Here is a 26,230-nt window from a genome sequence, read left to right on the forward strand (position 1 = left end):
CAGGCTCCTCTGCAAGATAAAAAGTCTGAATATTCTGAAAAATAAGCAAAGAAAGGGATTATCATGAAAAAGATTTTGAAAAATGCTACATACCTATGGGTATTGACGGCGGATATGCTGTCCAATTTTGGCGATGTGGTCTATTATCTGGCCCTGATGAACTATGTTTTACTGGTGCCCAACAGCCGTCTGGCGCTGGCGATTGTGACCTTCTCAGAAATCTTTCCTAGCTTTATGGGCCTCTTCACAGGCTATCTGGCAGACAAGACGGTCAACAAAATCAGCACTATCAAGCTGACCCTTCTCTTCCGTGTCCTTCTCTACCTCATCCTCGGATTCTGCATGGGCTTTGAGCCAGCCCTCTGGATTGTCGTGGTGGCTGCAACTTTCAATGTCTTTGCAGACTTCGCTGGCTTCTATGAAAACGGCCTATATACACCTCTGGGATTGCGCGTAGCGCCCAAGGAAGAGCGGGAGCAGTACTCGGCTTTTCGCCAAACCGTGACCAGCCTTTTCAACATCGCCTCTCAGGCCCTCTCTGCCCTCTTGGTCGGCCTCCTCTCCTACCAAAACCTGGCCTTTCTCAACGCCGGCACCTTTTTAGCCTCCCTCCTCATCATGCAGCTGTTGACGCCAGCCTTTCGCAAACTCCTGACGGAGTAGCCTTTGAAAATAGCAGAGCAGCCGAGCCAGCCCGAGTCAGAAACCAAAGGTCCGAGCATTTTAGCTTCATTCAAGCAAGCCATCGTGGTGCTTCGCAAGATTCCCGAGTTCCGCCTGGTCCTGATTACCAGCCCCATTATCAACGCCTGCGGAGCGATTCTTTATCCTATTCTGGTCCTGCTGATTAGCGAAGACCCAGGCCTCGTTTTCCTCAATGTTGAAACAACTCTTGCCCTGACCATTCTGATCTTCTTTGTCGGCAATATCTTGGGTTCGACCTTGGTCTTTACCCTTTTCAAAAAGACCAGCATGGTTACGCTTGAAGTGGCCGCCACTTTCTCTCTTCTTGGCGTTTTTGTCGGAATGTTGCTACATCAACTGCCAATTATTTTCTTCTTCCTTACAACTATGGGGATTAGCTCTGGAGCTAGTGGACCTAAGTTTAACGCTAAGTTTGTCAATTCTATGCCAGAGGAGCAGTTGGCGACCATTGGCGGAGCGGTGTCAACCTATTTTATGCTAGGTCAAGCCTTTACTCGACTGCTGGTATCAGGTCTGGTCTTGGTATTGACTGTCAATCAGATTAGCGGACTTTTCCTAACGGCAACTGGCTTGTTAGTCCTCTATGTCCTCTACTGGCTGGCATGTAACCAAAAAACACCTCAAAATTAGGAATAAAAAAGGAATTATCGCAGCTAAATACTTGACAAATCGCTTGTTATACTACATATAACAAGGCTTGACTTACCAGCCAAGCCTTTCCTAATGGAAAAGGAGATATTATGTCATTAAATCTTTTTGAAGTTGTGAGGTATGAAGGAGAAGATACCAGAAATATTCTTGCATGGCGGCACCCTAATAAAAATATGAAGCCGGGAACAACCTTAATTGTTAATCCAGGTCAACGAGCAGTCTTCTTCTCAAATGGACGAGCTGTTGCATCTTACGAAGAAGGGAAGCATAAAATTGAGGGGAATAATACTCAGGGACTAGCAAAACTCAAGTCGTTTGTTAGTGGCGGTGTGTCACCAGATTCATCTTTCCTATGGTTTGTTAACATGTATGATTTACAGCCGATTGGCTGGGGGACTCCTTCACCGATACTAGTTCGCGATCCAGAAAGTCAAATTCCTGTTGAATTAAAAACACATGGAAATTTTATACCAAGAATCATAGACTTAGAAACATTTATTTTAGAATTTATGCCGAGTCATCCAGATGTTATTACGGCAGAAGTATTTCAGAAGCGTTTCAGACAGGCGGCTATCGGGACGATTACATCAGGTATTTCTCAAGTTGTTGCGAATAGTCGAATTGCTACAATTGATATTGAAATGCATAGCCATGATATTGCTCAAGGGTTATCAGAGCTTTTAAGCAATCGTTTTGCTAAATATGGAATTTCTGTACAAGAATTTAATATTGAAGCCTTGAAAGTAAACCAAGATAGTGAGGGGTACAAGGAAGGGTTTCGATTCCATAAACAAGTTCTTAGTGCAAAAGGGGAGCGTAGCACTCGGGAGATTGAGGGATACAGTTATCAAGAAGAGCGCCAATTTGATGTTCTAGAAAAAGCGGCACAAAATGAAGGTTCCGCAGGGAATCTTATGGGAGCTGGCATGGGAGTTTCCATGGGGCTCGGAATGGGAGCAAATTTTGGAACACTTATGGGAAATTTGGGACAGGGAGCTCATTCTGCTCAACAGCCTCAGATACCAATACAAACAGAAAAAACGATAAATTCTGAAAACAGCCCTACAGTTAGTTTAGCGAAATTCTGTGGTCAATGTGGGACGGCTTTTACCGACGGAGCTAAATTTTGTAGTAACTGTGGACAGTCACGCTAGGAGGAAATATGAGTAAAAATATTTGGATATATGTGACAGGAGTGCTGGTCATGCTTACAACGGTGGCCTTGGGACTTCTGATTCCTCACAAGGAAATTGGTCTTTATTTTATTGCATTGGGGTTATTGGTTTTATCGGAATTTCTGTTTTTTCTGCAACTAATAGTTAAACGACACTTTACTGACTGGTTGCCCATCAATATCGTAACCGTTATCTGGGTTATTTTTCAAAGCATTATGCTTTTTATCTCCAACTATATTTCTGTCAGAGTTTTTTGGATTGTTGAAGTTATTGTTATTGGTGGTGTAGCTATTATTGGTAGTTTGACAGCAACTGATAGTCACTATCGAAGGGTTCGAAGAGAAATTATTGCAGATAATAGTGAGGATGTCTTTACCCCAAAACAAGGAGACTACTAATGTATCAATTATTTCGTTTTTTGAGTTTAGTCTTCATGGGACTAGCTAATGCTATTTTGGTCCTCCTCCTCCTTATTCATGCTTTTCCTGATACTATTCTTGATTCTAAATTCAGTGTTGGTACGATAATATTCTCTTTTTCGGGTTTCACATTAGCAGCCTTTGTTTACTATAGTTGTGGTGTTTTAGAGAACATCAAGCTGAAGGCTAACGCATTGGATGAGATATACCAAGGAAAAGTACGTTACAAAGACTACTTGAGAGAAAAAAAGGAACAGTCACATGCTTAAAGCGTTAAAATCAATCTGGGATGCATTTCGTAGTTGGTTACTTTTTAGTGGAATGATGATCTATTGTATAGTCGCAACAATATTTTCACAAGATATGCGACTTGATACTATTTCTTTAGTATTTAACTTTATTGTGACCTTTTTGGTCATATTTGGGATTCCCTTACTCGCGATGCGTCTCTTTAAGCTGTCGTCAGATGGTGTGTTGGCATGCTTTCCATTATTAGCTCTTTTTTTGCTTTTGATTGGTTTTCCCAATCCGGTTTATATAATCGGTGCAATGGTAGTATTGTTGATTAAACCACGCGGTCGGACAGTTGTAGAAAATATTGTCAAATTTTTTTCAACGGATAACCTGAAATATCTATCAATGTCTCTGATGATACCCTTGATAATCCTATTTTGCTTAGTCGTTTCAGCAGAGGGTAGTCAAATGACATTGCCAAATATTGTCAAAACTTTGATTATACGAGTGGCAGTTCTTTATATTGTAATTATACTAATCAGTTGTGTATTAACTTATCGAAAATCTCGATTAGAAGAACGCGTTAAAACACAAGCACAGATAAGGGAACTTTTTGAACTCTTTGAACACTATCAGATTACAGAAGAGACCTATCTTGTTATTTGTGAATCTTGCAGTGCAGAAAATTTTTTAGAATTAGGACAAGGACAATCGTGTAGCCACTGTGGTGCTTGGCTTGCCAGAAAGGAGCCCTAGATGCGACGCTATCGATTGGAGATAACAAAATTTGGATTCCCTATCATTTTTATCATTTGGCTAGGCTCTACAATTTTTCTCTGGCAGATGATTTTAGATTTTTTTAGAAGAAAAAAGGAGGCTGGAATTTCAGTACCTTCCTTAGTAAGTACTGCTTTGATTATTGTGACGGTAGCCTTTATTGTCTTTTTCACACTATCTTTCTATATCTTACTTCGCCCGCCTCGGACAGGACGTCAGGGAAGAAGTTTGAAAGAGGTTTTGGCATATGAAAGTCGGAAAGAAGATGTTGTAGAAAGTGAAGGGCAATCACTTATCAGGAAGACTACCTATCGCCTGGAGGCCAAGAGAGTCTATTGTCCGGCGTGTGGAAAGCCTGCTGAGGGCTTGTTTGATACCATTATCACTTGTGTAAGTTGTGGACATAGCTATCGTATAGAATAGTAGTACAAAGCCCTCGTTTATCCATTGTTTATTTTCGATTAAATGATAGCCAAAACTCAAAAGCATGAAAAATACCTCAAAATCAGTCTCTCTAGGCTGATTTTTCTGTTTTCTTATGCATATCTATGCTATAATGTTCTTGATTGCTACTCTTCGAAAATCAAATTCAGGCGTCGTTGACTTGACTTGATGAGTGACAAGCTCCAGTGGAGCTTGTCAGCCTGCTACCCGAAAACAAAAAAGTAGCGGGTTCATCCACCTCTTAGTTGATGCGAACTTCGTTCGCTCTATTTCCAACCTTCAACTATCTCCCTAATAGTTGAAGCTAGTCTGAATTCGATTTTCATTGAGTATGAAAATTTTACAGGAGAGAAACATGACTAAACCAATTCGTGTGCGTTACGCACCAAGTCCAACGGGACTTTTGCATATCGGAAATGCCCGTACAGCATTGTTCAACTATCTTTTTGCCCGTCATCACGGCGGTACTTTCCTTATTCGTATCGAAGACACAGACCGCAAACGCCATGTGGAAGACGGCGAGCGTTCTCAGCTTGAAAACCTGCGTTGGTTGGGTATTGACTGGGATGAGAGTCCAGAAACTCATGAGCAATACCGTCAATCAGAGCGTTTGGATATTTACCAAAAGTATGTTAATCAGCTTTTGGCAGAAGGTAAGGCCTACAAGTCTTACGTGACAGAAGAGGAATTGGCGGCGGAGCGTGAGCGTCAGGAAGCTGCGGGCGAAACACCTCGCTACATCAACGAATACCTGGGTATGTCTGAAGAAGAAAAAGCAGCCTACATGGCAGAGCGTGAGGCGGCTGGCATTGTCCCAACTGTTCGCTTGGCTGTCAACGAAGCTGGAATTTACAAGTGGAATGATATGGTTAAGGGCGAAATCGAGTTCGAAGGTGGTAATATAGGTGGTGACTGGGTTATCCAGAAACGCGACGGTTACCCAACCTATAACTTTGCCGTGGTGATTGACGATCACCTTATGGAAATCTCGCACGTTATCCGCGGAGATGACCACATTGCCAATACACCGAAGCAACTCATGGTCTATGAAGCACTTGGTTGGGAAGCTCCAGAATTTGGTCACATGACTTTGATTATCAATTCAGAAACTGGTAAAAAGCTATCTAAACGTGATACCAACACCCTTCAGTTCATCGAAGATTACCGTCGTAAAGGGTACATGCCTGAAGCTGTTTTCAACTTTATCGGTCTCTTGGGTTGGAACCCTGGTGGTGAAGAGGAAATTTTCTCCCGTGAGCAATTTATCCAACTCTTTGATGAAAATCGTCTCAGCAAGTCACCAGCAGCATTTGACCAGAAGAAAATGGACTGGATGAGCAATGAGTATATCAAAAATGCTGATTTGGAAACTATTTTCAACCTTGCTAAGCCATTCTTGGAAGAAGCGGGTCGCTTGACAGACAAGGCAGAAAAATTGGTGGAACTTTACAAGCCACAAATGTCATCTGCGGATGAAATCGTTCCGTTGACAGACCTTTTCTTCTCTGATTTCCCAGAATTGACTGATGAGGAAAAAGAAGTTATGGCAGGCGAAACCGTCCCAACTGTCCTCAATGCCTTCAAGGAGAAATTGGAAGCTATGACGGACGAAGATTTCCAACCAGATAACATCTTCCCACAAATCAAGGCTGTTCAAAAAGAAACAGGCATCAAGGGCAAAAACCTCTTCATGCCAATCCGTATCGCCGTTTCAGGCGAAATGCACGGACCAGAGTTGCCAAATACCATTTACCTACTCGGTCGTGAAAAATCTATCCAGCATATTGATAATATGTTGAAGAGTTTGTAAAGTCATCATCTAAGACTATTAAAGAATCCCCGCTGTCTCGTGACGGCGGGGATTTTGTTATAGATTCTGTAATTTTTCCTCAATCTGCTGGAGTAGATTTTCCTTCTGTTCTTGGAGCAGGAGGATTTGTTTTTCACAGTCGGCAATTTCATCCAGTATGACCAGTTTGTTTTCTTCTAGTTGCTCGAGGGTTCCGCATTTGCTGTCGTGAAGTTCTTTGATACGGATAATAGCTTTCACAGATAGGCCTAACTGGCGAAGTCCTAGGATATTTTCTAGGTTGTTGACTTCTTCTTCGTTCCAGTAGTAGTTACCGTTAACCAGCTGAGGTTGTAAGAGTTCTTGTTCGATGTAGAAGCGAAGCGTATCACGTTTGATGCTGTATTGTTGCATGACTTGTCCTGTTTTCATAATTTCCTCTTGACAGTGCCTTACCCCCTCATGTTACATTGATGGGGAAAGGAGTTATTTATGGTCATTATTGTTAAATGCTTGATTGTGCTGTATTTGGGGTTATTGCCGCTGTCTGCTTGGGTTTATCGCAAGCAGATGCCCAAGTGGTTACTAGCTTTATATGCCTGCCCAGTCTTGTTCAGTTTGTTGAGCTGGCGGACAGTTTGGGGATTTATTTTTGGTTTATTCTTGGCTTGCGGTGTGCGTGTCTTTGGTGGTCGCATTCTTTTTGGGAAAAATCATCTCAGTCACTTTTTATCTCATGTTGTACTGAGTTTCATTCTCGCTCTTGCCCTGTTCTTGTTCTAAAAACAACCTCTCCACATAGTCCTTCTGCCTTGGAATGACTAGCTCTGTTTCCAGAAAATTTTTCAGTTTTTCCTGTGGGACCCAGATGTAGTGGCTGGTTTCTTCGGCTTGGAGTTGGATGGCAGATTTGTCCCAGTCGGTTTCAGCCCAGTAGCAGTGGAAGAGGCACTGGTCGTCATGGGCGACAAAGTGTGTATGGTGGCGGAGTTGGGTTGCTGTCAGCTCAATGCCAGTTTCCTCGCGGACTTCGCGTACAATGGCTTGCTCTGCTATTTCCCCAAACAAGGCCGAGCCTCCTGCTGTTGCTTCATAATAGTCAGGGTAGGAGGGCTTGGTGCTGTCGCGTTGCATGAAGAGGGTGCTGCCGTCGCGGTGGCGGATGATGCACTCGACGACTAGGTGGTAGAGACCATCGGGAATGGCTTCTCCGCGTGTGAGGGTGTGGTCGGTCAAGTGACCGTCGGCTGTGTAGGCGTTCCAAGTTTCCATTTCATTCTCCTGTCAATTTTGTAGTTATTCAGTATAGCACATCTATAAGTGCAAAGCAACATGTTTTGTTTTTGTACGGACAAGTGATATACTGGGGCTACTAACTCAAAGGAGAAATCAATGCAAGCCATTATCCCTCATCTCTGGTACGATACAGAGGCAAAAGAAGCGGTAGCTTTCTATGTAGAACTCTTCGGAGGCAAGATTGACTGGACCTATACCATTACGGATACGCCATCAGGTGATGCGGATTTGGTTCAGTTCCAACTGAGGGACATGACCCTGGCGGCTATTAGTGCAGGGCCGTATTTTAAGCTCAACGAGTCTATGTCGCTCATGGTAAATGTAGCTAGTAAGGACGACGTAAGCCGTCTTTATGAGGCGCTATCAGACGGTGGTCGTGTGCTTATGCCATTGGCAGAATATCCCTTCAGCCCTTACTATGTCTGGCTGGAAGACCGCTTTGGTCTGTCTTGGCAGCTTTCGTATGAACCCGATTTGGATGTGCCCTATAGCTTTGACATCTGCCTACTCTTCTCGCAGGACCAGGTCGGTTTAGCCCAACCTATGCTAGATTATTACAAGGATAAGCTGCCTCAAGCTCGTCTTGGTCGCTTGTCTTACTATGGCGAAGGTGAGGCAGCGGTGGCGGCTGCCAAGTTGAATTATGCGGAGCTGTTCATCGGAGATCAAAAAATCATCGCTATGGATCACGGCTACGGTGGCGTGGCCTCTTTCAACGAAGCCTTCTCCTTCATGGTTTATGTAGACAGTCAGGAAGAAGCGGAGAGCTGGTATGAGAAAGTGTCGGCAGTTCCAGAAGCGGAGATTTGTGGCTGGGCCAAGGATCAATTTGGGATTTCCTGGCAAATTGTGCCGCGTATTTTGATGGAGGCATACGATACAGCAAGTCCAGAAAAGGTCAAGGCTGTGAATGCGACTGTGATGACCATGAAGCGTTTGGACATTGCGGCTATTCAAGCATTGCTAAACTAGCAGATGATAACGGAGACTGCTCTGCAGTTTCCGTTTTTTGGTTGAGGAAAGGTTGATTTACAGGAATTTTGATATAATGGAAAAAAGTGTACGAAAGGAATGTGTATGAAAGCAACAGAACGACGTAAGAAAATCCTATCCCTTTTACGAGAAAGCCTCGATCCCCTTGCAGCTAATTATCTGGCGAAAGAATTTGGAGTGAGTCGGCAAGTAATTGTTGGAGATGTAGCCTTGCTTCGTGCGGAGGGAGAAGCTGTCTTGGCAACTCCGAGAGGGTACTTGCTCCAATCTTCTTTACCATCTACTGAAGGAGCCTACATTCGAAAGATAGCTTGTCAACATGGTCCAGAAGAGGTAGAAAAAGAATTGACAATCTTGCTAGAGGGTGGAGCTCAAATATTAGATGTTGAAATTGAGCATCCCATTTACGGCTTATTATCAGGCAAGCTGAATATTGCAAGTTTAGAAGATAGGGATCATTTTTTGGATGCCTTGGGTCAATACCAAGGTGTGTTACTGAGTAATTTAACAGAAGGAGTTCATACACATACAGTCTCTTTCCCATCTGTGCAAGCCTATAATGAACTTTCAGCAGCTTTAAAACATGCAGGTATTTTACTAGAAAACTAATAAACCTTACAGGTGTCTTGACACCTGTAAGGTTTTGTTTTATAATCAAACCAATAGAAAGAGAGGTGCCTAATGTCCCAATTAACACTATCATCTAAAAATTCAGTTAAGCAGCTATCAATTAGTGCAATTTTAACCGCATTTGCCATTTTAATACCTTTAATGATGCCGATTAAAATCATTATTGGCCCAGCATCCTATACACTTGCTAGTCACATTCCTTTGTTTATAGCCATGTTTATTTCACCAGCTACTGCTATTTTTGTTGCTTTAGGTTCCAGTTTAGGCTTTTTCCTCGCTGGTTTTCCAATCGTTATTGTATTTCGGGCGCTTACGCATCTGTTCTTCCTTACCTTAGGTGCGGTCTTGGTCAAGCGTTTTCCGATTCTTATGGACTCTAAGCGCTTTTTACTATTAGGGATTGGGCTTAATCTCCTGCATGGTCTAGGAGAATATATTGTGGTGATGGTACTTACGTCGGGGGAACAAACTTCTGCTACCTACTGGATAACGATGCTTGGCTTGGTGGGTGTTGGTTCGGCTATTCATGGATTGCTTGATTTTAGTTTAGCTTATTATTTCTGGAAAATGTTAAAAGAACGGAAAATTTATCAACCATAATCAGTTATGATGAGGAATATATTTTAGAAGCTGGAGAATATTCTCTAGCTTTTTTTGGAAATTTTTCTGGAAATGTACGATATTTATTCATTTTTTAAGAAAATTTGCATAAATATGTTGCAAAAAGTATAAATATACACTATAATAGTCACTAAGTTTTATTTGCTAATATATATAGAAATGAGAAAGTTTATGACAAAAGAAAAATTAATCTTAGCTTATTCAGGTGGCCTGGATACTTCAGTTGCAATTGCTTGGTTGAAGAAAGACTATGATGTCATTGCGGTTTGTATGGATGTTGGAGAGGGCAAGGACCTCGACTTTATTCATGATAAGGCCTTATCAATCGGTGCTATTGAGTCCCATGTATTGGATGTAAAAGAAGAATTCGCCCAAGAATATGTCCTACCAGCCCTACAAGCCCATGCCTACTATGAGCAAAAATATCCGCTGGTATCAGCTCTCAGCCGTCCCTTGATTTCTAAAAAGCTGGTGGAAATGGCTCATAAGACAGGAGCAACCACTATCGCCCACGGCTGTACTGGTAAGGGCAATGACCAGGTGCGGTTTGAGGTAGCCATTGCAGCCCTGGATCCAAGCTTGAAAGTCGTGGCTCCTGTTCGTGAATGGAAATGGGCGCGTGAAGAAGAAATCATATTTGCCAAGGAAAATGGTGTTCCAGTCCCAGCTGACCTGGACAGTCCTTACTCAGTCGACCAAAACCTTTGGGGTCGTGCCAATGAGTGCGGAGTATTAGAAAATCCATGGAATGAAGCGCCAGAAGATGCCTTTGGCATCACTACTTCTCCAGAAAATGCACCAGATACTCCGGAGTATGTCGATATTGAGTTTAAAGCAGGGATTCCCGTTGCTGTAAATGGTGAAGAATTAAGTCTAGCCAATCTCATTCAAAAACTCAATGTCATTGCTGGTAAGCATGGCGTAGGTCGGATTGACCATGTGGAAAATCGTCTAGTCGGAATCAAGTCACGTGAAATTTATGAGTGTCCAGGTGCTATTACCCTTCTGACAGCCCACAAGGAAATTGAAGATTTGACCCTGGTACGGGAAGTATCGCATTTCAAACCGATTGTTTCAAATGAACTCTCTAACTTGATTTACAATGGTTTGTGGTTCAACCCTGCAACTCAGGCATTAAAAGCTTATTTGCAAGCAACTCAATCGGTTGTGAACGGCACTGCAAAAGTCAAGTTGTATAAGGGGTCAGCCAAAGTAGTTGCTAGAAAATCTCCAAATTCACTTTATGATGAAGATTTGGCAACCTATACCAGTGCAGATACCTTTGACCAGGATGCGGCAGTCGGCTTTATCAAGCTTTGGGGCTTGCCAACCAAGGTCAATGCGGAAATTCATAAAAAAGACTAGAAAGTAGGAATGTATGGAAGCAAAGAAATTATGGGGAGGTCGCTTTGAAGCCAGTCTTGAGGCATGGGTTGAAGAATTCGGAGCTTCCATCCGCTTTGACCAAAAACTGGCCAAGTATGATATTCAAGGTTCACTGGCTCATGTACAGATGCTTGGAGCCACAGGGATTATCGAGCTTGAAGAAGCCCAGGCTATTCAAACTGGTCTGGAAGAATTGTTGGCAGACTATGAAGCTGGAAAGTTGGTGTTTGATGTTCGTAACGAAGACATTCACATGAATATCGAAAGTCTATTGACGGAGAAAATAGGCCCAGTTGCAGGCAAACTCCACACAGCTCGTTCTCGTAACGATCAAGTAGCGACAGATATGCACCTTTATCTGAAGGACACCCTCTTTCAAGCTGTAGACAAATTGAGCAACCTACGTCAGACTTTACTAGACCTTGCACAGGAGCATGTGGAAACCATCCTGCCAGGTTATACCCATCTGCAACATGCTCAACCTATCAGCTTTGCCCAGCATTTATTGGCCTACTACAACATGTTCAGCCGAGACAGTGAGCGATTTGCATTCAACATTCAGCATACAGATATATCTCCACTTGGTGCGGCAGCATTGGCAGGAACTACATTTCCAATCGACCGTCAACTAACTTCGGACTTAATGGGATTTGCCAAGCCCTATAGTAATTCTCTCGATGCTGTGTCTGACCGTGATTTTATCCTGGAATTTCTATCAAATGCGAGCATTTTGATGATGCATATGTCTCGTCTCTGTGAGGAAATCATTAATTGGTGCTCACATGAATACCAATTCGTTACTCTATCGGATACCTTTTCAACAGGTTCTTCCATCATGCCTCAGAAGAAAAATCCAGATATGGCTGAGCTGATTCGGGGGAAAACAGGTAGAGTTTATGGGAACTTAGTTGGCCTACTGACAGTCATGAAATCCTTACCGTTGACTTATAACAAGGATTTGCAGGAAGACAAAGAGGGAATGTTTGATAGTGCGGAAACAATTTTGGTATCTATCGATATTTTGGTAGGTATGCTACAATCTATGACAGTTCATAAGGAAAGAATGGCTCAATCAACTGAGAAGGACTTTTCCAATGCGACTGAATTGGCAGACTATCTAGCAAACAAGGGTATGCCCTTCCGCCAAGCGCATGAGATTGTTGGAAAACTGGTCTTGGAATGTAGCAAGGCAGGACACTATCTCCAGGATGTATCGTTTGAGACCTATCAAGCTATTTCGCCTCTTATTCAAGCAGATATTTATGATGCCTTGTCCTCCAAAGTTGCTGTCAGTCGTAGAAATTCCCTTGGTGGGACAGGTTTTGAATCGATTGCAGACCAGTTGAAAAGTGCCAAAGAGGAAATTCAGAACGCAAAAAGCCTATAAACGGTATGTTTATTGGCTTTTTTGAATTTTGTGGTATAATAGAAGTAATTTTGAAAGATGGAGTGGCAGTTTGAAAAAAAGCTATCGTGTCAAGCGTGAACGAGATTTTAATGACATTTTTACAAAAGGAAACAATGTCGCCAATCGGAGGTTTGTTGTCTACCGATTACCTAAAGAGCAAAAGCATTTCCGAGTAGGTTTATCTGTCAGCAAAAAATTGGGAAACGCTGTCATGCGAAATAAGATTAAGCGCAGGATTCGTCACATCTTAATTGAATGCCAACATCAACTGGTAGCAGATGACTTTGTTATCATTGCTCGAAAAGGTGTAGAGGAATTGTCCTATCAAGAAATGAAGCAAAACCTCATCCATGTTTTGAAACTAGCTAAACTATACCAGGAAGGTGTTGTGATTGAAAAAGAAAGTTAAATGGGCAGGTCTACTGGTAGTATCTCTAATTGTTTTAACAGCCTGCGGAACAGGGCCAGTGACCAGTCAATCTACAGATGCGTGGGATAGATTAATTTACTGGTTTGCCAGCATTATTCAGTTCCTATCTATCAACGGTCAAATTGGAATCGGTATTATACTTTTTACCATTTTAATTCGAACCCTTCTGTTGCCCTTGTTCCAAATACAGATGAATTCCTCACGGAAGATGCAGGAGCTTCAACCTCAGCTGAAAAAGTTGCAAGCGGAGTATCCAGGAACGGATATGGAAAGTCGCCAGCAGCTTTATGAAGCAACGCAAGCTCTCTACAAAGAGAATGGCGTCAGCATGAGAGCGTCCATGATTCCGCTCTTTATTCAAATGCCAATCCTTTTGGCCCTCTTTCAAGCTCTGACACGTGTTGAAGCCTTGAAAGTAGGTCACTTCCTTTGGTTAAATCTTGGGGAGCCGGATCCGTTCTTTATTTTGCCGATTCTGGCTGCAGTGTTTACATTCCTTAGCTCATGGTTGACCAATAAATCAGCAATTGAGAAGAATATGGCTATGACAATTATGACCTATGTCATGCCCGTGATGATCTTTTTCTTTGCTGTGGCAGCTGCTAGTGGGGTGGCTTTGTATTGGACAGTGTCAAATGCCTATCAGGTTGCTCAAACCTTGGTGTTCAATAATCCGTTTAAAATAATAGCAGAGCGTCAAGCGAAAATTGATGCGGAAAAAGAACGTCAGGCAAAAATCCGACGGGCACAGAAAAAAGCACAGAAAAAGAAATAGGAAAACTAGGAGAGAGAAGATGAAATTTACAGGAGCAAGTGTTGAAGAGGCCATCCAGAATGGCTTGGTAGAGCTAAATATTCCTCGAAAAAAAGCACATATTACTGTGGTTGCGCGTGAGAAAAAAGGTTTCCTTGGTTTCGGTAAAAAGCCAGCGATTGTGGATATTGATGTCATCAATGAAACAACGGTTGTTAAGGCTAATCAGAAAGCAGTTCGTGGCGTTCCAAGTGAAATTAATGACCTCAATGAACCAGTAAAAAGCGTTTCAGAGGCTACGATTGACCTAGGAAAAGTTGTTGCAGCAGTGAAAGAATTTGAAAAGTCTGGTCAAACGCTTGATGATGATATTAAAGCGCAGATCTTGAAAAATGAAAAAGAAGCGACAACGATTTTGGAAGAAACAGGTCGGATTGAAATTCTTTCAGAAGATTTACTAACTACTACAGATGCAACAACATCTGCTAAGGAAGACGTAAATCAAGAAGTCGTCTCAGAAAATCAAGCAGATAATTTTGCTGATTTAGATATTAAGATTGAGCCCCAGTATGATATTGAACAAGTTGTTTCAGAAGTGACAGCTTATGTACAAGAAATTCTGGATGATATGGATGTTGAGGCGCGTATTGATACAAGTCATAATCGCCGTACAATCAATATTCAAGTGGATACCAATGAACCAGGTCGTGTTATCGGTTATCACGGAAAAGTCTTAAAGGCTTTGCAACTTTTGGCTCAGAACTTCTTATACAACCGTTATGAGCGTAATTTCTATATTACAATCAATGTGAATGATTATGTAGAACACCGCGCAGAGGTTCTTCAAGGCTACGCACAAAAATTGGCAGAACGTGTTTTGGCAGAGCAGGAAGCCTACCATACAGATCCGATGTCAAGTAGCGAACGTAAAATTATCCACCGCATTATCTCTAAAATGGATGGTTTGACGAGCTATTCAGAAGGTAGCGAGCCGAACCGATATGTCGTTGTAGATATTGAAGGGAATCATGATTAAAAAGAGGCTAGTCCTCTTTTTTCAATGATTTTCTGATTCTTTCCTAAAAGTATGGCAGAATAGCTTGACAAACGAACAGAATTTATATAAAATAGTTTGGTATGTTTAGTAACTGATCAAAACTAGCCGGCTAAACGAATACAAGAATCTAAGAGGAGGTATTCATCGTGAAACGTACTTTTCAACCAAGTAAAATCCGTCGCGCGCGTAAACACGGTTTCCGTAGCCGTATGGCAACTAAAAACGGCCGTCGCGTGTTAGCTGCTCGTCGCCGTAAGGGACGTAAAGTTCTTACAGTAGCATAAGAAGATGAAAAGAGAAGCCAGCAGAAACTCGAGTCTGCTGGTTTTTTTCTTCTCATAAGAATCTTCTGAAATATGTTACAATAGTAGGAAAGAAAGTGATGGAACGATGATACAAATTTTTGACACCCACACCCACCTCAACGTAGAGCAGTTTGACGGTCGGGTCCAAGAAGAATTAGACTTTGCCAAGGAAATGGGGGTCACCCTCCACAATGTAGTCGGTTTTGACCGAGCAACCATTGACAAGGCTATGGAGCTTGCTGACCAGCACCCTGAAATTTATCTGACCTTGGGCTGGCATCCGACAGAGGCTGGCACCTATGACGAAGAAGTAGAGAGCTACTTGCTTGAGGTACTCAAACATCCCAAGGTCATTGCCCTGGGGGAGATTGGGCTGGACTACTACTGGATGACGGCTGATAAGGAAACCCAGGCTCGTGTTTTCAAGCGACAGATGGAGTTGGCCAAGCAGTTGGATTTGCCCTTTGTGGTTCATACTCGCGATGCTTTGGAAGATACTTACCAGATCATCAAGGAAGTCGGCGTCGGTCCACGCGGAGGCATCATGCATTCCTTCTCTGGCATGCTGGAGGAGGCTCAGGCCTTCATGGACCTAGGCATGCACATTTCCTTCTCGGGAGTGGTGACTTTCAAAAAAGCTGTCGAACTTCAGGAAGCGGCGCAAGCATTGCCCCTAGAAAAAATCCTAGTCGAGACGGATGCGCCCTACCTGGCCCCAGTTCCTAAGCGTGGTCGGGAAAATCGCACCGGCTACACCAGATATGTGGTGGATATGCTGGCCCAGCTTCGCAACCAGTCGGTCGAAGAAGTGGCGAAAGCGACCTACGAGAATGCAAGGAGCTTGTTCAGAATTGACACAGAAAATTAAGATACAAGAAGTCCTCGTTGTTGAAGGCAAGGACGATACCGCAAACCTAAGACGATTTTACGAGGTGGATACCTACGAAACCAGAGGCTCTGCCATATCAGACGATGACTTGGAACGCATCGAGAAACTCCATAACCTGCGTGGCGTCATTGTCTTTACTGACCCAGACTACAATGGGGAGCGGATTCGGAAGATGATTATGCAGGCTATTCCCACGGTCAAACACGCCTTTTTACAGCGGGACGAGGCCAGGCCCCAGTCCAAAACAAAAGGGCGGTCCTTGGGCATTGAGCACGCCAGCTTTGAGGACTTGGAAAAAGCCCTCGCAGGCGTGCGTGGTTACTACGATGATGAAAATAACTTTGACATCACCAAGTCAGATCTGATGCGACTAGGCTTGCTTATGGGCGGAGACAGTCGCAAGCGGAGGGAGTATCTGGGAGAAAAGCTCCGCATCGGCTACTGCAACGGCAAGCAACTACTCAAACGCCTGGAGCTGTTTGGGATAAGTCTGGCGGAAGTTGAGGAGGCTATGGAGACTTTCGTTGAAGGGAGTAAGAAATGAAGCGGTTGAAAAAAGAGCGGGGTCAACATCGTAAGCTTCAGAATCTATTGAAAGCTATGAGTTATATTTCTTGGTCGATGTGCTCGGAAGATGCTCTATACGATCATTTCCATGTGCCAAGTAGCCCATTCATACAATCAACGAAAACTAGACCAGCAATCAAAAGACAGTTTTGTCAGGGGTGGGAGATTTTGACGGAGCGGTTTATAGCTGGCAAACCAGAAGAGCTCCGCTTTTGTAAGGTCGTATCAATTTTGTGCCTACCAGAGTTGTGGAGTTCGCAGTTGATTGTGTTTTATGACCAAGATTACTATGAACGATTTTTTAAGAATCCAAGATGGCATCGAAATCTGGATCAGTCTATTCTTATAAATACAAGAAATCGGTGGCTGACATCGGTAGATAAATGCATCGTTGCAGATGAATTGCAGGCTGATGATGGAACGTTCCTCCAAGGAGAAGCAATTTTTTTAGGAGAGTTTCCTAGTTGGATCGGTGAAAAGTATATCGAATAAATTATTGAAGTGAGAGAGTATGAGTAGGACAGAACAAGTTATCCTAACCAATATGTGTATGATTACAGACGGTCAGCAGGTATTGGTCCAGGATAGGAAGTCAGAGAAATGGCCTGGTGTGACTTTCCCTGGGGGCCATATCGAGCCAAATGAGTCAATTATTTCCTCCGTCATTCGTGAGGTCAAAGAAGAAACAGGTTTGACGGTATCCAATCTCGAACTCTGTGGTATTCAAAACTGGACGGACCCTACTGACCACTATCGCTATCTAGTATTTTGCTACAAAACCAGTCATTTTTCAGGCTCTATTCAATCTTCAGATGAGGGCGAGGTCTTCTGGATTGACCATGAGGATTTGAAGAATGTTCTGTTGGCAGACGGTTTTGAATCCATGCTGGAAATCTTTGAACAGCCACAATTAACAGAGAACTTTTACTGGTTTGAAGGTGGCGAGTGGAAGATTGATAACAAGTAGGATGTAGAAGCAAACTGCCGATAGACTTGACAATTTTACTTAAAAATCCTAGAATATAGATAGAAAGGTCCTCAAGTTTTCACTTGAGGACCAATAGGACCGTTTTAAAGACGGGACGGATTTGTAGATAACAGAAAAACCGCTACTTACAGACCGGTCAAAGTTGGAAGTGCGGTTTTACTGTTTATTTTTTTCGTTGAAATGTTAAAATAGCCAGTAAAAGAATGCCAAAGTGTATCATTAGCTCAATCGCTTCGTAAACTGACATCGACGGTCACCTTTTCTAAGGAGTTGTGCCATGGCCTCACCTCCTGAATCAGATTTCCGTCCCGCCTTCGGAACTTCCCTACACTAGATTAATTCGGAAAACAACAAGCATTTTGTTCCGCTTTTTTAAAATAAAAGGCAAAAAATGAGAAACACACATAAGAATCGCTAAAGAGTTGTACAATAAGTTTGACAACTCTTTTTTTCTATGCTATAGTAAGCCTAGAAATGATGAGAGGTATTGCTTATGGAAGCTATTGTATATTCCCATTTTCGAAATCACTTAAAGGACTACATGAAAAAGGTCAATGATGAGTTTGAGCCTTTGGTCGTGGTTAATAAAAATCCAGAAGAAGATATTGTTGTACTCTCAAAGAGCGAGTGGGATAGTTTACAAGAAACCCTCACTGTTGCTCGGAACACCTATCTGTCTCAAAAAGTTTTGCGTGGTATGGCTCAAGTCAAAGCAGGGCAAACCCAAGAACGAAACCTGATAGAGGCCGACTAGCATGGGAATCCATTTTACAGAGGATGCCTGGGAAGACTATCTCTACTGGCAAGGTCAGGATAAGAAAACACTAAAGAGAATCAATAAAATTATCAAGGATATGCAGCGACATCCTTTTGAAGGCATTGCCAAACCAGAACCTTTGAAGTATGATTATCAAGGTGCTTGGTCAAGAAGGATTGATGCGGAGAATCGGTTGATTTATATGGTAGAAGCAGACCAGTTGTATATCTTGTCGCTAAAGGACCATTATGGGTGAGAGTAGAAGAAACTGAGAGAAAAGATGCAGATAATCAAACTGACTAAAATTGATTTTGTTGCCTCGCTGTCTATCTGAAGCTTACCTAGAAATAAAAAACAAGAAAGAACACACATGAGAATCGCAGACAAAAACGTTACTCGTGCCGTCCTTGAACGCCACGGGTTTACCTTTAAGAAATCCTTCGGTCAGAACTTTTTGACCGATACCAATATTTTACAGAAGATTGTGGACACGGCAGATATTGACCAGAATGTCAATGTCATCGAGATTGGACCTGGCATCGGGGCCTTGACCGAGTTTTTAGCGGAGAATGCTGCTGAGGTCATGGCCTTTGAGATTGACGACCGCCTGATTCCGATTTTGGCGGACACCTTGGGCCGCTTTGACAATGTGACTGTGGTCAACCAAGACATCTTGAAGAGCGACCTGCAGACCCAGATTCAGAATTTCAAAAATCCTGACCTGCCCATCAAGGTCGTGGCCAATCTGCCTTACTACATCACTACCCCTATCCTCATGCACCTGATTGAGAGCAAGATTCCCTTCAGCGAGTTCGTGGTCATGATGCAGCGGGAGGTTGCCGACCGCATTTCTGCCGAGCCAAACACCAAAGCTTACGGTAGCCTGTCCATTGCGGTCCAGTACTACATGACTGCCAAGGTGGCCTTCATCGTGCCTCGCACCGTCTTTGTGCCTGCACCAAACGTGGACTCCGCCATTCTCAAAATGGTCCGCCGCGAGCAACCCCTTGTGAGCGTCAAGGACGAAGATTTCTTCTTCCGAGTGTCCAAGGCCAGCTTTGTGCACCGCCGCAAGACCCTGTGGAACAACCTGACCAACCATTTCGGCAAGTCCGAAGAAGTCAAGGACAAGCTGACGCAGGCACTTGGCATGGCAGAGCTGGAAGCTAGTGTCCGTGGAGAAGCACTTTCCATGGCTGACTTCGCGCGTTTGTCTGACAGCCTCCAGGAAGTTGGTTTATAAGCAACTATTGATTGTAGAGGAATCTGCAATCAATCTTTATTTTACCTAAAACCATTTTCAATCTATCTTGTTCGTTGACAGTGGGGGGAAAGCTTGTTATACTGGGAGTTGATAAATTTTAAGGAATTATTGTCTGCAAATGAGCAGAATAGTAAGAACCCGTATTCACAGTTTGGCACTTCTACTTAAGGATAGTTTTTAAGCTACTCATCGTTAGTTTTTTCAAAGTACAGTCAGTATTCTCTCAATAAAACTGCCTTGATTAGCGAAAAACTATCTCTTATTTATAATCACTTCACTTCTGAGTACAGGTTCTTACAAAAACAAGAGAGGGTTTCCCTCTTTTTTTATGAAGGTATCTTATGTTAAAAAAATTACTGAAAAAGCATCCAGATATTGTTGCAGTAACTGTATTTTTTCTTTTTTCGCTCACCCTTCTATTGCCACAGATTTTGACAAAAGCAGTGGTGACAGGAGACGATATTGTTTTTCATTATAATCGTTTTTATGATACAGCTATGCAAATTAAGTCAGGAGATTTTTCTTATATAATGAGCTTGCATGGCTATCAGCAATCTGGAAGGATTGTCAATGCTCTATATGGTCCATATCTAGCCTATTTGCAAGGAGCCTTGCTGTTGTTGGCCGGAACTTGGTATCGATATCAACTACTGTCTAATCTTCTTTTAGGAGTTTTGAGTGCCACTTCGCTTTATTTTCTAATGCGAGAAGTGAAAGTACGCTATTCTCTATCTGTTGGTTTATCCATGTTTTTCGTGACTACCTACTCTGTTCAATACTGGTGGGTAGCTCAAGGATTTTCAAGTTGGGGAGTGGCCTTATTTCCGCTTTGCTTGATTCCAGCAGTTCGATTCCTAAAAACTGGTAAAGTTCCTATTTTTCTGATGGCAGGAGCTGTAGGGTTAATGTTGCAGATACACATGCTGTCGGCTCTGTTTCTCATCTTAGCCTATGCAATTCTTTTTTCAATTGGTTGGTTAAAATCGCAAGACAAATGGAACGTAATGAAAGATGTACTGTTTTCGGTTGGAGTTTTTCTGATTTTAACTGTAAATATCTGGTTACCCTTATTATATGTAAATGCAACAAATGAATTAGCAGCACCATTTATAAACAAAAAGTTTATTCAGTCAACAGTTACCTGGTCTAAGGCTTATTTCTTATACTTTCCATCCTCTCTACCAATCATTTTTGCAACCTCTCTTTATTTTATGCTGAAAAAATGGAAGAAGCAATCGGTGATATTGAGGGGGCTGACATTAACTTTTTTGGTATTTTTTATTTTTTCAACAAATCTTTTTCCGTGGCAACTATTTGCTGGTAAAGGTATTGGATTAGTGGATTTAATCCAATTTCCCTTTAGATTCTTTTTGTATGCTAATACTTTACTTCTGACGATTGTTGGTCTTCAATTAACAGATTACGAAGTGCGTAAAAAGTTGTTTTTGGGGATGACAATCTTATCTACCATAATTGGTGTTGGTTTTACTTGGGATCAATATAATCAAGCAGTCAATGACCAGTACAACAAAGCAGAATTCTTACAAGATATGCTTCATACTACTCTATACGGAACAACGGAAGAATTACGTGCATCCTTGCATTCAAAAAATTTAGGTGAGTTTGTTCAACTGGCTCAGAAATCAACTCCCGACTATGTGCCGGTGTTATCTGAAAAAGAAGAGAATGTTCGTGCGGTAAATGAGGCTAAATCTCGTTATGATCGTTACCGTGACCAGATTATTTTACCTAACCAGCAATTTAATAAGCAAGTTTTTGGGGATAGCTTAAAAATAAGTTGGTCGGCAAATCAATCAGAGGAAATCCAAATACCGATTGTTATTTACCGAGATAGTGAATTGACATTGAATGGAAAGAGGTTAGGGAAGATGGATTATTATCTTTCCACTATTGGTGTGCCAACGGTTACCAGCCAAAAAGGGAAGAACACCCTTATCCTCTCCTATAAGCAACAATGGTGGTTATTGCCAGTTATCTTTATCAGTTTGACTGGCTGGATACTTTGGTCGATTTATTATACCTTTATCTACCGAAAATCAAATATTTCCTAAGAGAGAAATGCTATGAAACAAATCAAACTCAAGGCAACCAAGCAATTTATTCTGGTCATGGTAATGACCGTCTTGCTGGCTATGGGGCGAGCCCTTTTACTGAGTGATGTATCTTTTCCACTCTGGTTTATTCCTCTGCCCCTGCTTGCCTATTCTATTTTTACCTTTTATGTATTGGCCTTGCTTGATAAATATGAGAAATTTGTAAAGACCAAAACCTTTGCCAAGTATGTCGGCTATTTTCTAGGTTTTCTATATCTTGTCAACCTGGTCTATCGGCTCAATGCCAAGAAGTATCAACCCTGGAATATTTTCCGTAATAATCTCTTTCAGTTTGAACTTCTATTGATGTTGCTTCTTCCAGTATTGTTGGCATTTTTGTGGCGGAAGAAGACAAAAATTCGAGAAAAATTGAGTATTTGGTCAGCTAACTATCTGGAGCCAGATATCTATCTCTTGTTGACCAGCTTGCTTGCTCTCAGTCCATTAGCGGTTTCTTATTGGAAAGATAGCCATTATGAAAGTTTGGTTGAGAAAGGTTCTTACATAGAGTTTTTCAGCCAGACACCCTTGTTTGCACCTATTCATTTTATAGGGACCTACATTTTTCTTCGCTATCTTCATAAGGCATTTGTAGAGTTTAAGGCAAATCGGACCAATGTCCACAGCATGCTCTTTATCAGTTTGGCACTGGCTATCTTGTCGCATATTGGTTATCAGGCTTCTATGGCTGGGGGAACGGGTTCTTATTTCACACGCCACCTCTTTCCAGGGGCTATTGTCTTCCAGATTGCCTGCCTCTTTTTCCTCAATGTCATCATTAGCCTAGTTATCAACCGTCAAATCTTATCTGTTGCCGTGATTGCTAGTCTAAACGTCATTTTGGTTACGGCCAATTTTCTCAAATTCCGCTACCGTTCGGAGCCAATGACGCCCAATGACTTCAAATGGATTGGCAATATGGGGATGATTCTCAGCTTCATCAGTCTACGTGTTATTTTGGTATCGCTCGTCTTTATAGTCCTCCTTGTGTTTATCTACCGACGTATTCACAAGAAGTATTTTCGAGGGCAGATTGTCGCTACTGTCTGGAAACGACTGGCAGGAATTTCAGTCATCGTATCCCTAATTTTGGGAATGAGCTGGGCGATTCGCAATGAAAAAGATCATAAGATTGTTGGTTGGATTCCTATTCTTTCTCAGGTTAATAACTGGCGTAACGTGGACTGGAAGGGATATGCTTTTGTGGCGCGCTATCGCACCCTATCCTTCCTCTGGTTGCAACAGCTCAGCAAGACCAGTATGGAAATGCCTGAAAATTACTCTGAGAAGACCATGAAGGCCATTGTGAAGAAGTACACCGCCTTGGCTGAGGAAATCAATGCGGAACGGACAGGTCAATTGACTGACCAGACGGTAATCTACATTCTTAGTGAGAGTTTGGCTGATCCGCGTCGGATTCCAGGTGTGAGCCTTAGTCAAAATGTCCTTCCAAATATTGAGTACATCATGAGCCAGACTACCAGTGGCTTGATGAAGAGTGACCACTATGGTGGTGGTACGGCTAATATCGAGTTTCAGGTCTACAGTGGTCTGCCCTTCTACAATTACAGCTCATCCATTTCTTCAGTCTATCTGGATGTGGCGCCTAATATGAAGAAGTTGCCAAGTATCAGTGACCTCTATCCGGCAGATAATCGTATCGCCATCCATCCTTACTACGATACCAGTTACAACCGAAATTCTATCTATAAGCAACTGGGGATTGAGCAATTTTACACTCTCAATAGCGCCAAGTATCCTCTTGCTGTGACGGCTGAGGATTATCAGGGGAATTTTGTCAGCGACAAGAAGACCTATGACTTGATTTTGGATCAAGTACGTTCTGCCGATACCAGCTTTGTGTCGGCTATTACCATGCAGAACCATGTTCAGTGGAATTCTCTAGAGCCTGCAGGTATAACAGCATCGGGTGAGGGCTTCACGGCTGAGGAAAATGAAAACTTGACCAGCTATGTTCGTCTCCTATCCTTTACGGATCAGGCAACAAGGGATTTCCTAGACCAGCTTAAGACCTTGGATAAGAAAGTGACAGTTGTTTTTTACGGGGACCACCTACCAGGTTTGTATCCAGAGTCTGCTTTCGTGACGGACCCAAGCGCGCAGTACAAGACAGATTATTTCGTGTGGAGTAATTTTGAAACGGAAGACTACCATTATGATTTGGTTAATTCTAGCGACATGAATGCTCTTATGCTGGAGACGACCAATAACAAGGTCAGTCCTTACTATGCCCTCCTGACAGAAGTGCTTCATAAGGACCGAGTAGGACAGGCTGAGCGGGATGCGAAAGTTGCAGAAGAACTCAAACTGGTCCAATATGACCTATCCACAGGAAAAGGCTACCTTTTGAAATACAAAGATTTTTTCAAAGTAGCGACTGAAACGACAGAATAAAAATAGACCAAGTCAGATAGCTGGCTTGGTTTCTTCTTTATGTGAAAAAGGACACAAACATGGCGAGTTGTGGTATAATAACTTTGTTTAATACAGATTTTTTATTGTTTTACTTAAAAATCTATTCAATGGTGGAGGAGAAATGAAAAAGAGGAATTTTTGGCTAACCTTATCTTGTATTTTTGCAGTAGCCCTGCTCAATGTTGGCTTTCTGTACCAATATCGCTATATTATTGATGCTATTGCGGCTGGAGATAGACAGGCCTTTGTTTCTTATTTTGTGCTGATGGGGCTAACTGTCCTTGTCATGTTGGTCTTTGAATACATTCGCCAGATTGCCAATGTCAGCTATCTCAATCAAGTAGGTTTCCAATTACAAGCGACCTTTATTGGGAAAATTTTTGATTTGCCTTTTAGGCAGTTTGTTGAGCAGGGGGCGGGAGCCTATATTTCACAGCTCAATAATGATTTGGAGACGGTGAAAGAAGACTATTACGACGCTTTCTTTACGATTTTTCAAGGTGCTTGTACCTTTGGCATTGCCAGTTTGGCCCTTCTTAGTTTGGATGGTCTGACCGCTATTTTCTTGATTCTGATTTCATTCTTGCCGGTTGTGATTCCCTATTTGTTTAAAAAGCGGAGAAGGCTCAATCAGGAGGCGATTTCGGACAGTCAGCAGGTCTATAATACAAGGGTTTCAGATGTCTTTCTGAGTTATTTGCAAGTGAAAAATAGCCGCCAAAGACAGCAGGTTTTGGATGGACTGAACGATTGCTATCAAGCAGTAAATGACAAGGTCGATCAAGCCACTCGAACGACAGTAACCATGCGGCTCTTAGTCGGTTTCGTCTTTTATCTGACCACTCTTTCGATTATCTTTATCGGTGGTTTTCAGGTCTTCTCTGGCGCCTTGACCATCAGTGGCTTGACAGCTATTCTGACCATTTCAGAGCAGTTGGTGGATCCCATTAATAGCATTGCGGCAGCCTTTTTGGACAGGCATGCCGTTAAGGAATTGAAGCAAGAGTTTGAGCTATCTACTTTGGGGCAAGAAATGAAGGGACAGGAACTGGCTTCAGCTTTCCAGAGCATGCAACTGGTTAAGGCTAGTTATACCATCGGTGAGAAGCAGGTCTTTGAAGACCTGACAGTAGCGTTTGAACGTGGCAAGAAGTATTTAATTCTTGGGGAAAGTGGTTCTGGCAAATCTTCCTTGGCTCTTATTTTGACCAAGAATAGCCAACTGCAAGCAGGGGATATTTACTTTGATAAAACCTCTCTTTCAGACTTGTCCTACCAAGCCATTCAAGATAAGATTGCTTATCTGCCACAAGAGGGATCCCTTTTCCATGATACGGTTCTTTACAACTTGATCATGGGACGGGAGGTTTCAGAAGATAGGGTGATGTCCCTCATTAAAACCATGAACCTTGACAGTCGTTTCCCAAGTTATGCTTCTTTGAGCGAGGAAATTAGTGATAATAGCGGACTGTCTGGCGGACAAAAGCAACGCCTGCTCTTGATTCGTTCCTTGCTGCAAGATAAGGACATCTTGTTGCTGGATGAAAGTCTGTCTGCCTTGGATCAGGAAACCTATACAGTAATTGAAGCCTACCTTACCTCACTAACAGATAAGACGCTCATTCATATTTCCCACCGTGTGTCCGATGATGTCCTTTCTCGTTATGATGGGGTGGTACGGATTGGGGAGAGCAATTAATACTCTTCGAAAATCAAAATCAGACGTTGTTGACTTGATTTGATGAGTGAAAGGCTCCAGTGGAGCTTTTCAGCCTGTTACCTTGAAACAAAATAGTAACAGGGTTCTATCTGCGTAAGTAGAAACGAACTACGTTCGCTCTATCTCCAACTTCCAAAGGTTCCCCAAACCTTTGGAGCTAGTCTATTTTTGATTTTCATTGAGTATGAATGAGAAGATATAAAAATGACCCCAAGTCATCAACTTTGACTTGGGGTTATCCTTTATAAATAATGCGGAGGAAGGGATTTGAACCCTCACACCCGATGGGCACATGCGCCTGAAGCATGCGTGTCTGCCGTTCCACCACCTCCGCTTGCTTTTTATTATACTATTTTTACATTGAAATGACTAGAGTAAAATGTAAAATCGAAACCGTTTGCGGTTTTTTCCTAGGAAATTT

31 protein-coding genes and 1 tRNA gene are annotated in these 26,230 nt (G+C 42.4%); 28 read left to right on the forward strand and 4 right to left on the reverse strand.

From position 1 onward, the window contains the following. Positions 1-114: 114 nt before the first annotated feature. The 8 genes from ODU34_RS01230 (at position 115) to gltX (ending at position 6,215) form a co-directional block, all read left to right on the forward strand. Positions 115-663 (forward strand): hypothetical protein, encoded by a 549-nt coding sequence (locus tag ODU34_RS01230; RefSeq protein WP_398578332.1) that lies wholly within the window; start codon positions 115-117, stop codon positions 661-663. A 3-nt stretch (positions 664-666) separates the two neighbouring features. Continuing rightward, positions 667-1,335, forward strand: a complete 669-nt coding sequence (locus ODU34_RS01235) for an MFS transporter (RefSeq protein WP_238145901.1) — start codon at positions 667-669, stop codon at positions 1,333-1,335. 110 nt (positions 1,336-1,445) lie between these two features. Further along, positions 1,446-2,510 carry an SPFH domain-containing protein gene (locus ODU34_RS01240; RefSeq protein ID WP_105178765.1) on the forward strand — a complete coding sequence of 355 codons (1,065 nt, stop codon included), beginning with the start codon at positions 1,446-1,448 and terminating at the stop codon, positions 2,508-2,510. An 8-nt stretch (positions 2,511-2,518) separates the two neighbouring features. Further along, positions 2,519-2,929 carry a hypothetical protein gene (locus ODU34_RS01245; protein ID WP_105178764.1) on the forward strand — a complete coding sequence of 137 codons (411 nt, stop codon included), beginning with the start codon at positions 2,519-2,521 and terminating at the stop codon, positions 2,927-2,929. After that, positions 2,929-3,219 carry a hypothetical protein gene (locus ODU34_RS01250; RefSeq protein WP_024411138.1) on the forward strand — a complete coding sequence of 97 codons (291 nt, stop codon included), beginning with the start codon at positions 2,929-2,931 and terminating at the stop codon, positions 3,217-3,219. Before ODU34_RS01245 ends, ODU34_RS01250 begins: the two co-directional genes overlap by 1 nt. Next, positions 3,212-3,940, forward strand: coding sequence for a hypothetical protein (locus ODU34_RS01255; protein WP_105178763.1), 729 nt, complete (start codon positions 3,212-3,214; stop codon positions 3,938-3,940). Before ODU34_RS01250 ends, ODU34_RS01255 begins: the two co-directional genes overlap by 8 nt. 87 nt (positions 3,941-4,027) lie before the next feature. Continuing rightward, on the forward strand, positions 4,028-4,384 hold the full coding sequence (locus ODU34_RS01260; RefSeq protein WP_398582916.1) for a hypothetical protein: 357 nt from the start codon (positions 4,028-4,030) through the stop codon (positions 4,382-4,384). Positions 4,385-4,760: 376 nt separating this feature from the next. Next, positions 4,761-6,215, forward strand: a complete 1,455-nt coding sequence (gene gltX / locus ODU34_RS01265) for a glutamate--tRNA ligase (RefSeq protein ID WP_105139661.1) — start codon at positions 4,761-4,763, stop codon at positions 6,213-6,215. A gap of 57 nt (positions 6,216-6,272) precedes the next feature. Here gltX and ODU34_RS01270 read toward each other — a convergent pair whose 3' ends face one another. Beyond that, the gene (locus ODU34_RS01270) at positions 6,273-6,626 is read right to left on the reverse strand and encodes a MerR family transcriptional regulator (RefSeq protein WP_105178761.1); all 354 of its coding nucleotides are present in this window, start codon (positions 6,624-6,626) and stop codon (positions 6,273-6,275) included. Between the two features lie 60 nt (positions 6,627-6,686). Between ODU34_RS01270 and ODU34_RS01275 the strand changes: the two genes are divergently transcribed. Next, a complete protein-coding gene (locus ODU34_RS01275) occupies positions 6,687-6,977 on the forward strand; it encodes a hypothetical protein (protein WP_136647129.1) in 291 nt (96 codons plus the stop codon). Here the strand turns inward: ODU34_RS01275 and ODU34_RS01280 are convergent. Then, complete coding sequence (locus ODU34_RS01280; protein WP_105178760.1) at positions 6,924-7,466, reverse strand: NUDIX domain-containing protein; 543 nt, start codon at positions 7,464-7,466, stop codon at positions 6,924-6,926. The genes ODU34_RS01275 and ODU34_RS01280 overlap by 54 nt on opposite strands. Before the next feature lie 120 nt (positions 7,467-7,586). Between ODU34_RS01280 and ODU34_RS01285 the strand changes: the two genes are divergently transcribed. The 13 genes from ODU34_RS01285 (at position 7,587) to ODU34_RS01345 (ending at position 17,497) form a co-directional block, all read left to right on the forward strand. After that, a complete protein-coding gene (locus ODU34_RS01285; RefSeq protein WP_105178759.1) occupies positions 7,587-8,462 on the forward strand; it encodes a VOC family protein in 876 nt (291 codons plus the stop codon). A 105-nt stretch (positions 8,463-8,567) separates the two neighbouring features. After that, complete coding sequence (locus tag ODU34_RS01290; RefSeq protein ID WP_044678061.1) at positions 8,568-9,092, forward strand: transcription repressor NadR; 525 nt, start codon at positions 8,568-8,570, stop codon at positions 9,090-9,092. A 72-nt stretch (positions 9,093-9,164) separates the two neighbouring features. Further along, positions 9,165-9,713 (forward strand): hypothetical protein, encoded by a 549-nt coding sequence (locus tag ODU34_RS01295; RefSeq protein ID WP_044669548.1) that lies wholly within the window; start codon positions 9,165-9,167, stop codon positions 9,711-9,713. Positions 9,714-9,905: 192 nt separating this feature from the next. Beyond that, on the forward strand, positions 9,906-11,099 hold the full coding sequence (locus ODU34_RS01300; protein WP_105178758.1) for an argininosuccinate synthase: 1,194 nt from the start codon (positions 9,906-9,908) through the stop codon (positions 11,097-11,099). Positions 11,100-11,112: 13 nt separating this feature from the next. Further along, positions 11,113-12,507, forward strand: coding sequence for an argininosuccinate lyase (gene argH / locus ODU34_RS01305; protein ID WP_105178757.1), 1,395 nt, complete (start codon positions 11,113-11,115; stop codon positions 12,505-12,507). 70 nt (positions 12,508-12,577) lie between these two features. Then, a complete protein-coding gene (gene rnpA / locus ODU34_RS01310) occupies positions 12,578-12,937 on the forward strand; it encodes a ribonuclease P protein component (protein ID WP_004194560.1) in 360 nt (119 codons plus the stop codon). Beyond that, positions 12,921-13,733, forward strand: coding sequence for a YidC/Oxa1 family membrane protein insertase (locus ODU34_RS01315; RefSeq protein WP_105095027.1), 813 nt, complete (start codon positions 12,921-12,923; stop codon positions 13,731-13,733). The genes rnpA and ODU34_RS01315 overlap by 17 nt, the downstream gene beginning before the upstream one ends. A 19-nt stretch (positions 13,734-13,752) precedes the next feature. Further along, positions 13,753-14,748, forward strand: a complete 996-nt coding sequence (gene jag / locus ODU34_RS01320) for an RNA-binding cell elongation regulator Jag/EloR (protein ID WP_013730624.1) — start codon at positions 13,753-13,755, stop codon at positions 14,746-14,748. A 167-nt stretch (positions 14,749-14,915) separates the two neighbouring features. Continuing rightward, on the forward strand, positions 14,916-15,053 hold the full coding sequence (gene rpmH / locus ODU34_RS01325; protein ID WP_002939016.1) for a 50S ribosomal protein L34: 138 nt from the start codon (positions 14,916-14,918) through the stop codon (positions 15,051-15,053). Positions 15,054-15,159: 106 nt separating this feature from the next. Continuing rightward, a complete protein-coding gene (locus ODU34_RS01330; protein ID WP_105178756.1) occupies positions 15,160-15,942 on the forward strand; it encodes a TatD family hydrolase in 783 nt (260 codons plus the stop codon). Further along, the gene (gene rnmV, locus ODU34_RS01335) at positions 15,926-16,507 is read left to right on the forward strand and encodes a ribonuclease M5 (protein ID WP_105178755.1); all 582 of its coding nucleotides are present in this window, start codon (positions 15,926-15,928) and stop codon (positions 16,505-16,507) included. The genes ODU34_RS01330 and rnmV overlap by 17 nt, the downstream gene beginning before the upstream one ends. Continuing rightward, positions 16,504-17,022 (forward strand): DUF3916 domain-containing protein, encoded by a 519-nt coding sequence (locus ODU34_RS01340; RefSeq protein ID WP_136647131.1) that lies wholly within the window; start codon positions 16,504-16,506, stop codon positions 17,020-17,022. Before rnmV ends, ODU34_RS01340 begins: the two co-directional genes overlap by 4 nt. A gap of 19 nt (positions 17,023-17,041) precedes the next feature. Continuing rightward, positions 17,042-17,497 carry an 8-oxo-dGTP diphosphatase gene (locus ODU34_RS01345; protein ID WP_105178666.1) on the forward strand — a complete coding sequence of 152 codons (456 nt, stop codon included), beginning with the start codon at positions 17,042-17,044 and terminating at the stop codon, positions 17,495-17,497. A 184-nt stretch (positions 17,498-17,681) separates the two neighbouring features. Here the strand turns inward: ODU34_RS01345 and ODU34_RS01350 are convergent, their stop codons facing one another. Next, entirely contained in the window at positions 17,682-17,765 is an 84-nt protein-coding gene (locus ODU34_RS01350) for a putative holin-like toxin (RefSeq protein WP_222350770.1), read from the reverse strand. 246 nt (positions 17,766-18,011) lie between these two features. Between ODU34_RS01350 and ODU34_RS01355 the strand changes: the two genes are divergently transcribed. The 6 genes from ODU34_RS01355 (at position 18,012) to ODU34_RS01380 (ending at position 25,788) form a co-directional block, all read left to right on the forward strand. Continuing rightward, positions 18,012-18,272, forward strand: a complete 261-nt coding sequence (locus tag ODU34_RS01355) for a type II toxin-antitoxin system Phd/YefM family antitoxin (protein WP_044763722.1) — start codon at positions 18,012-18,014, stop codon at positions 18,270-18,272. 1 nt (position 18,273) lies between these two features. Beyond that, positions 18,274-18,531: a Txe/YoeB family addiction module toxin gene (locus ODU34_RS01360; RefSeq protein ID WP_027974104.1), complete on the forward strand. Its 258-nt coding sequence runs from the start codon at positions 18,274-18,276 to the stop codon at positions 18,529-18,531. A 114-nt stretch (positions 18,532-18,645) separates the two neighbouring features. Continuing rightward, positions 18,646-19,518 (forward strand): 16S rRNA (adenine(1518)-N(6)/adenine(1519)-N(6))-dimethyltransferase RsmA, encoded by an 873-nt coding sequence (gene rsmA, locus ODU34_RS01365; protein ID WP_105178667.1) that lies wholly within the window; start codon positions 18,646-18,648, stop codon positions 19,516-19,518. A 362-nt stretch (positions 19,519-19,880) separates the two neighbouring features. Next, a complete protein-coding gene (locus ODU34_RS01370) occupies positions 19,881-21,611 on the forward strand; it encodes a hypothetical protein (protein ID WP_105178668.1) in 1,731 nt (576 codons plus the stop codon). A 12-nt stretch (positions 21,612-21,623) separates the two neighbouring features. Continuing rightward, the gene (locus ODU34_RS01375; RefSeq protein WP_105178669.1) at positions 21,624-24,068 is read left to right on the forward strand and encodes an LTA synthase family protein; all 2,445 of its coding nucleotides are present in this window, start codon (positions 21,624-21,626) and stop codon (positions 24,066-24,068) included. Positions 24,069-24,210: 142 nt separating this feature from the next. Next, positions 24,211-25,788 carry an ATP-binding cassette domain-containing protein gene (locus ODU34_RS01380; RefSeq protein WP_398578327.1) on the forward strand — a complete coding sequence of 526 codons (1,578 nt, stop codon included), beginning with the start codon at positions 24,211-24,213 and terminating at the stop codon, positions 25,786-25,788. A 273-nt stretch (positions 25,789-26,061) separates the two neighbouring features. Here ODU34_RS01380 and ODU34_RS01385 read toward each other — a convergent pair. Next, a tRNA-Leu gene (locus tag ODU34_RS01385) sits at positions 26,062-26,143 on the reverse strand. Between the last annotated feature and the right edge of the window lie 87 nt (positions 26,144-26,230).

The organism is Streptococcus sp. 2018WUSS126 (assembly GCF_044427425.1).
GTDB classification, from domain to species: Bacteria; Bacillota; Bacilli; order Lactobacillales; family Streptococcaceae; genus Streptococcus; species Streptococcus hashimotonensis.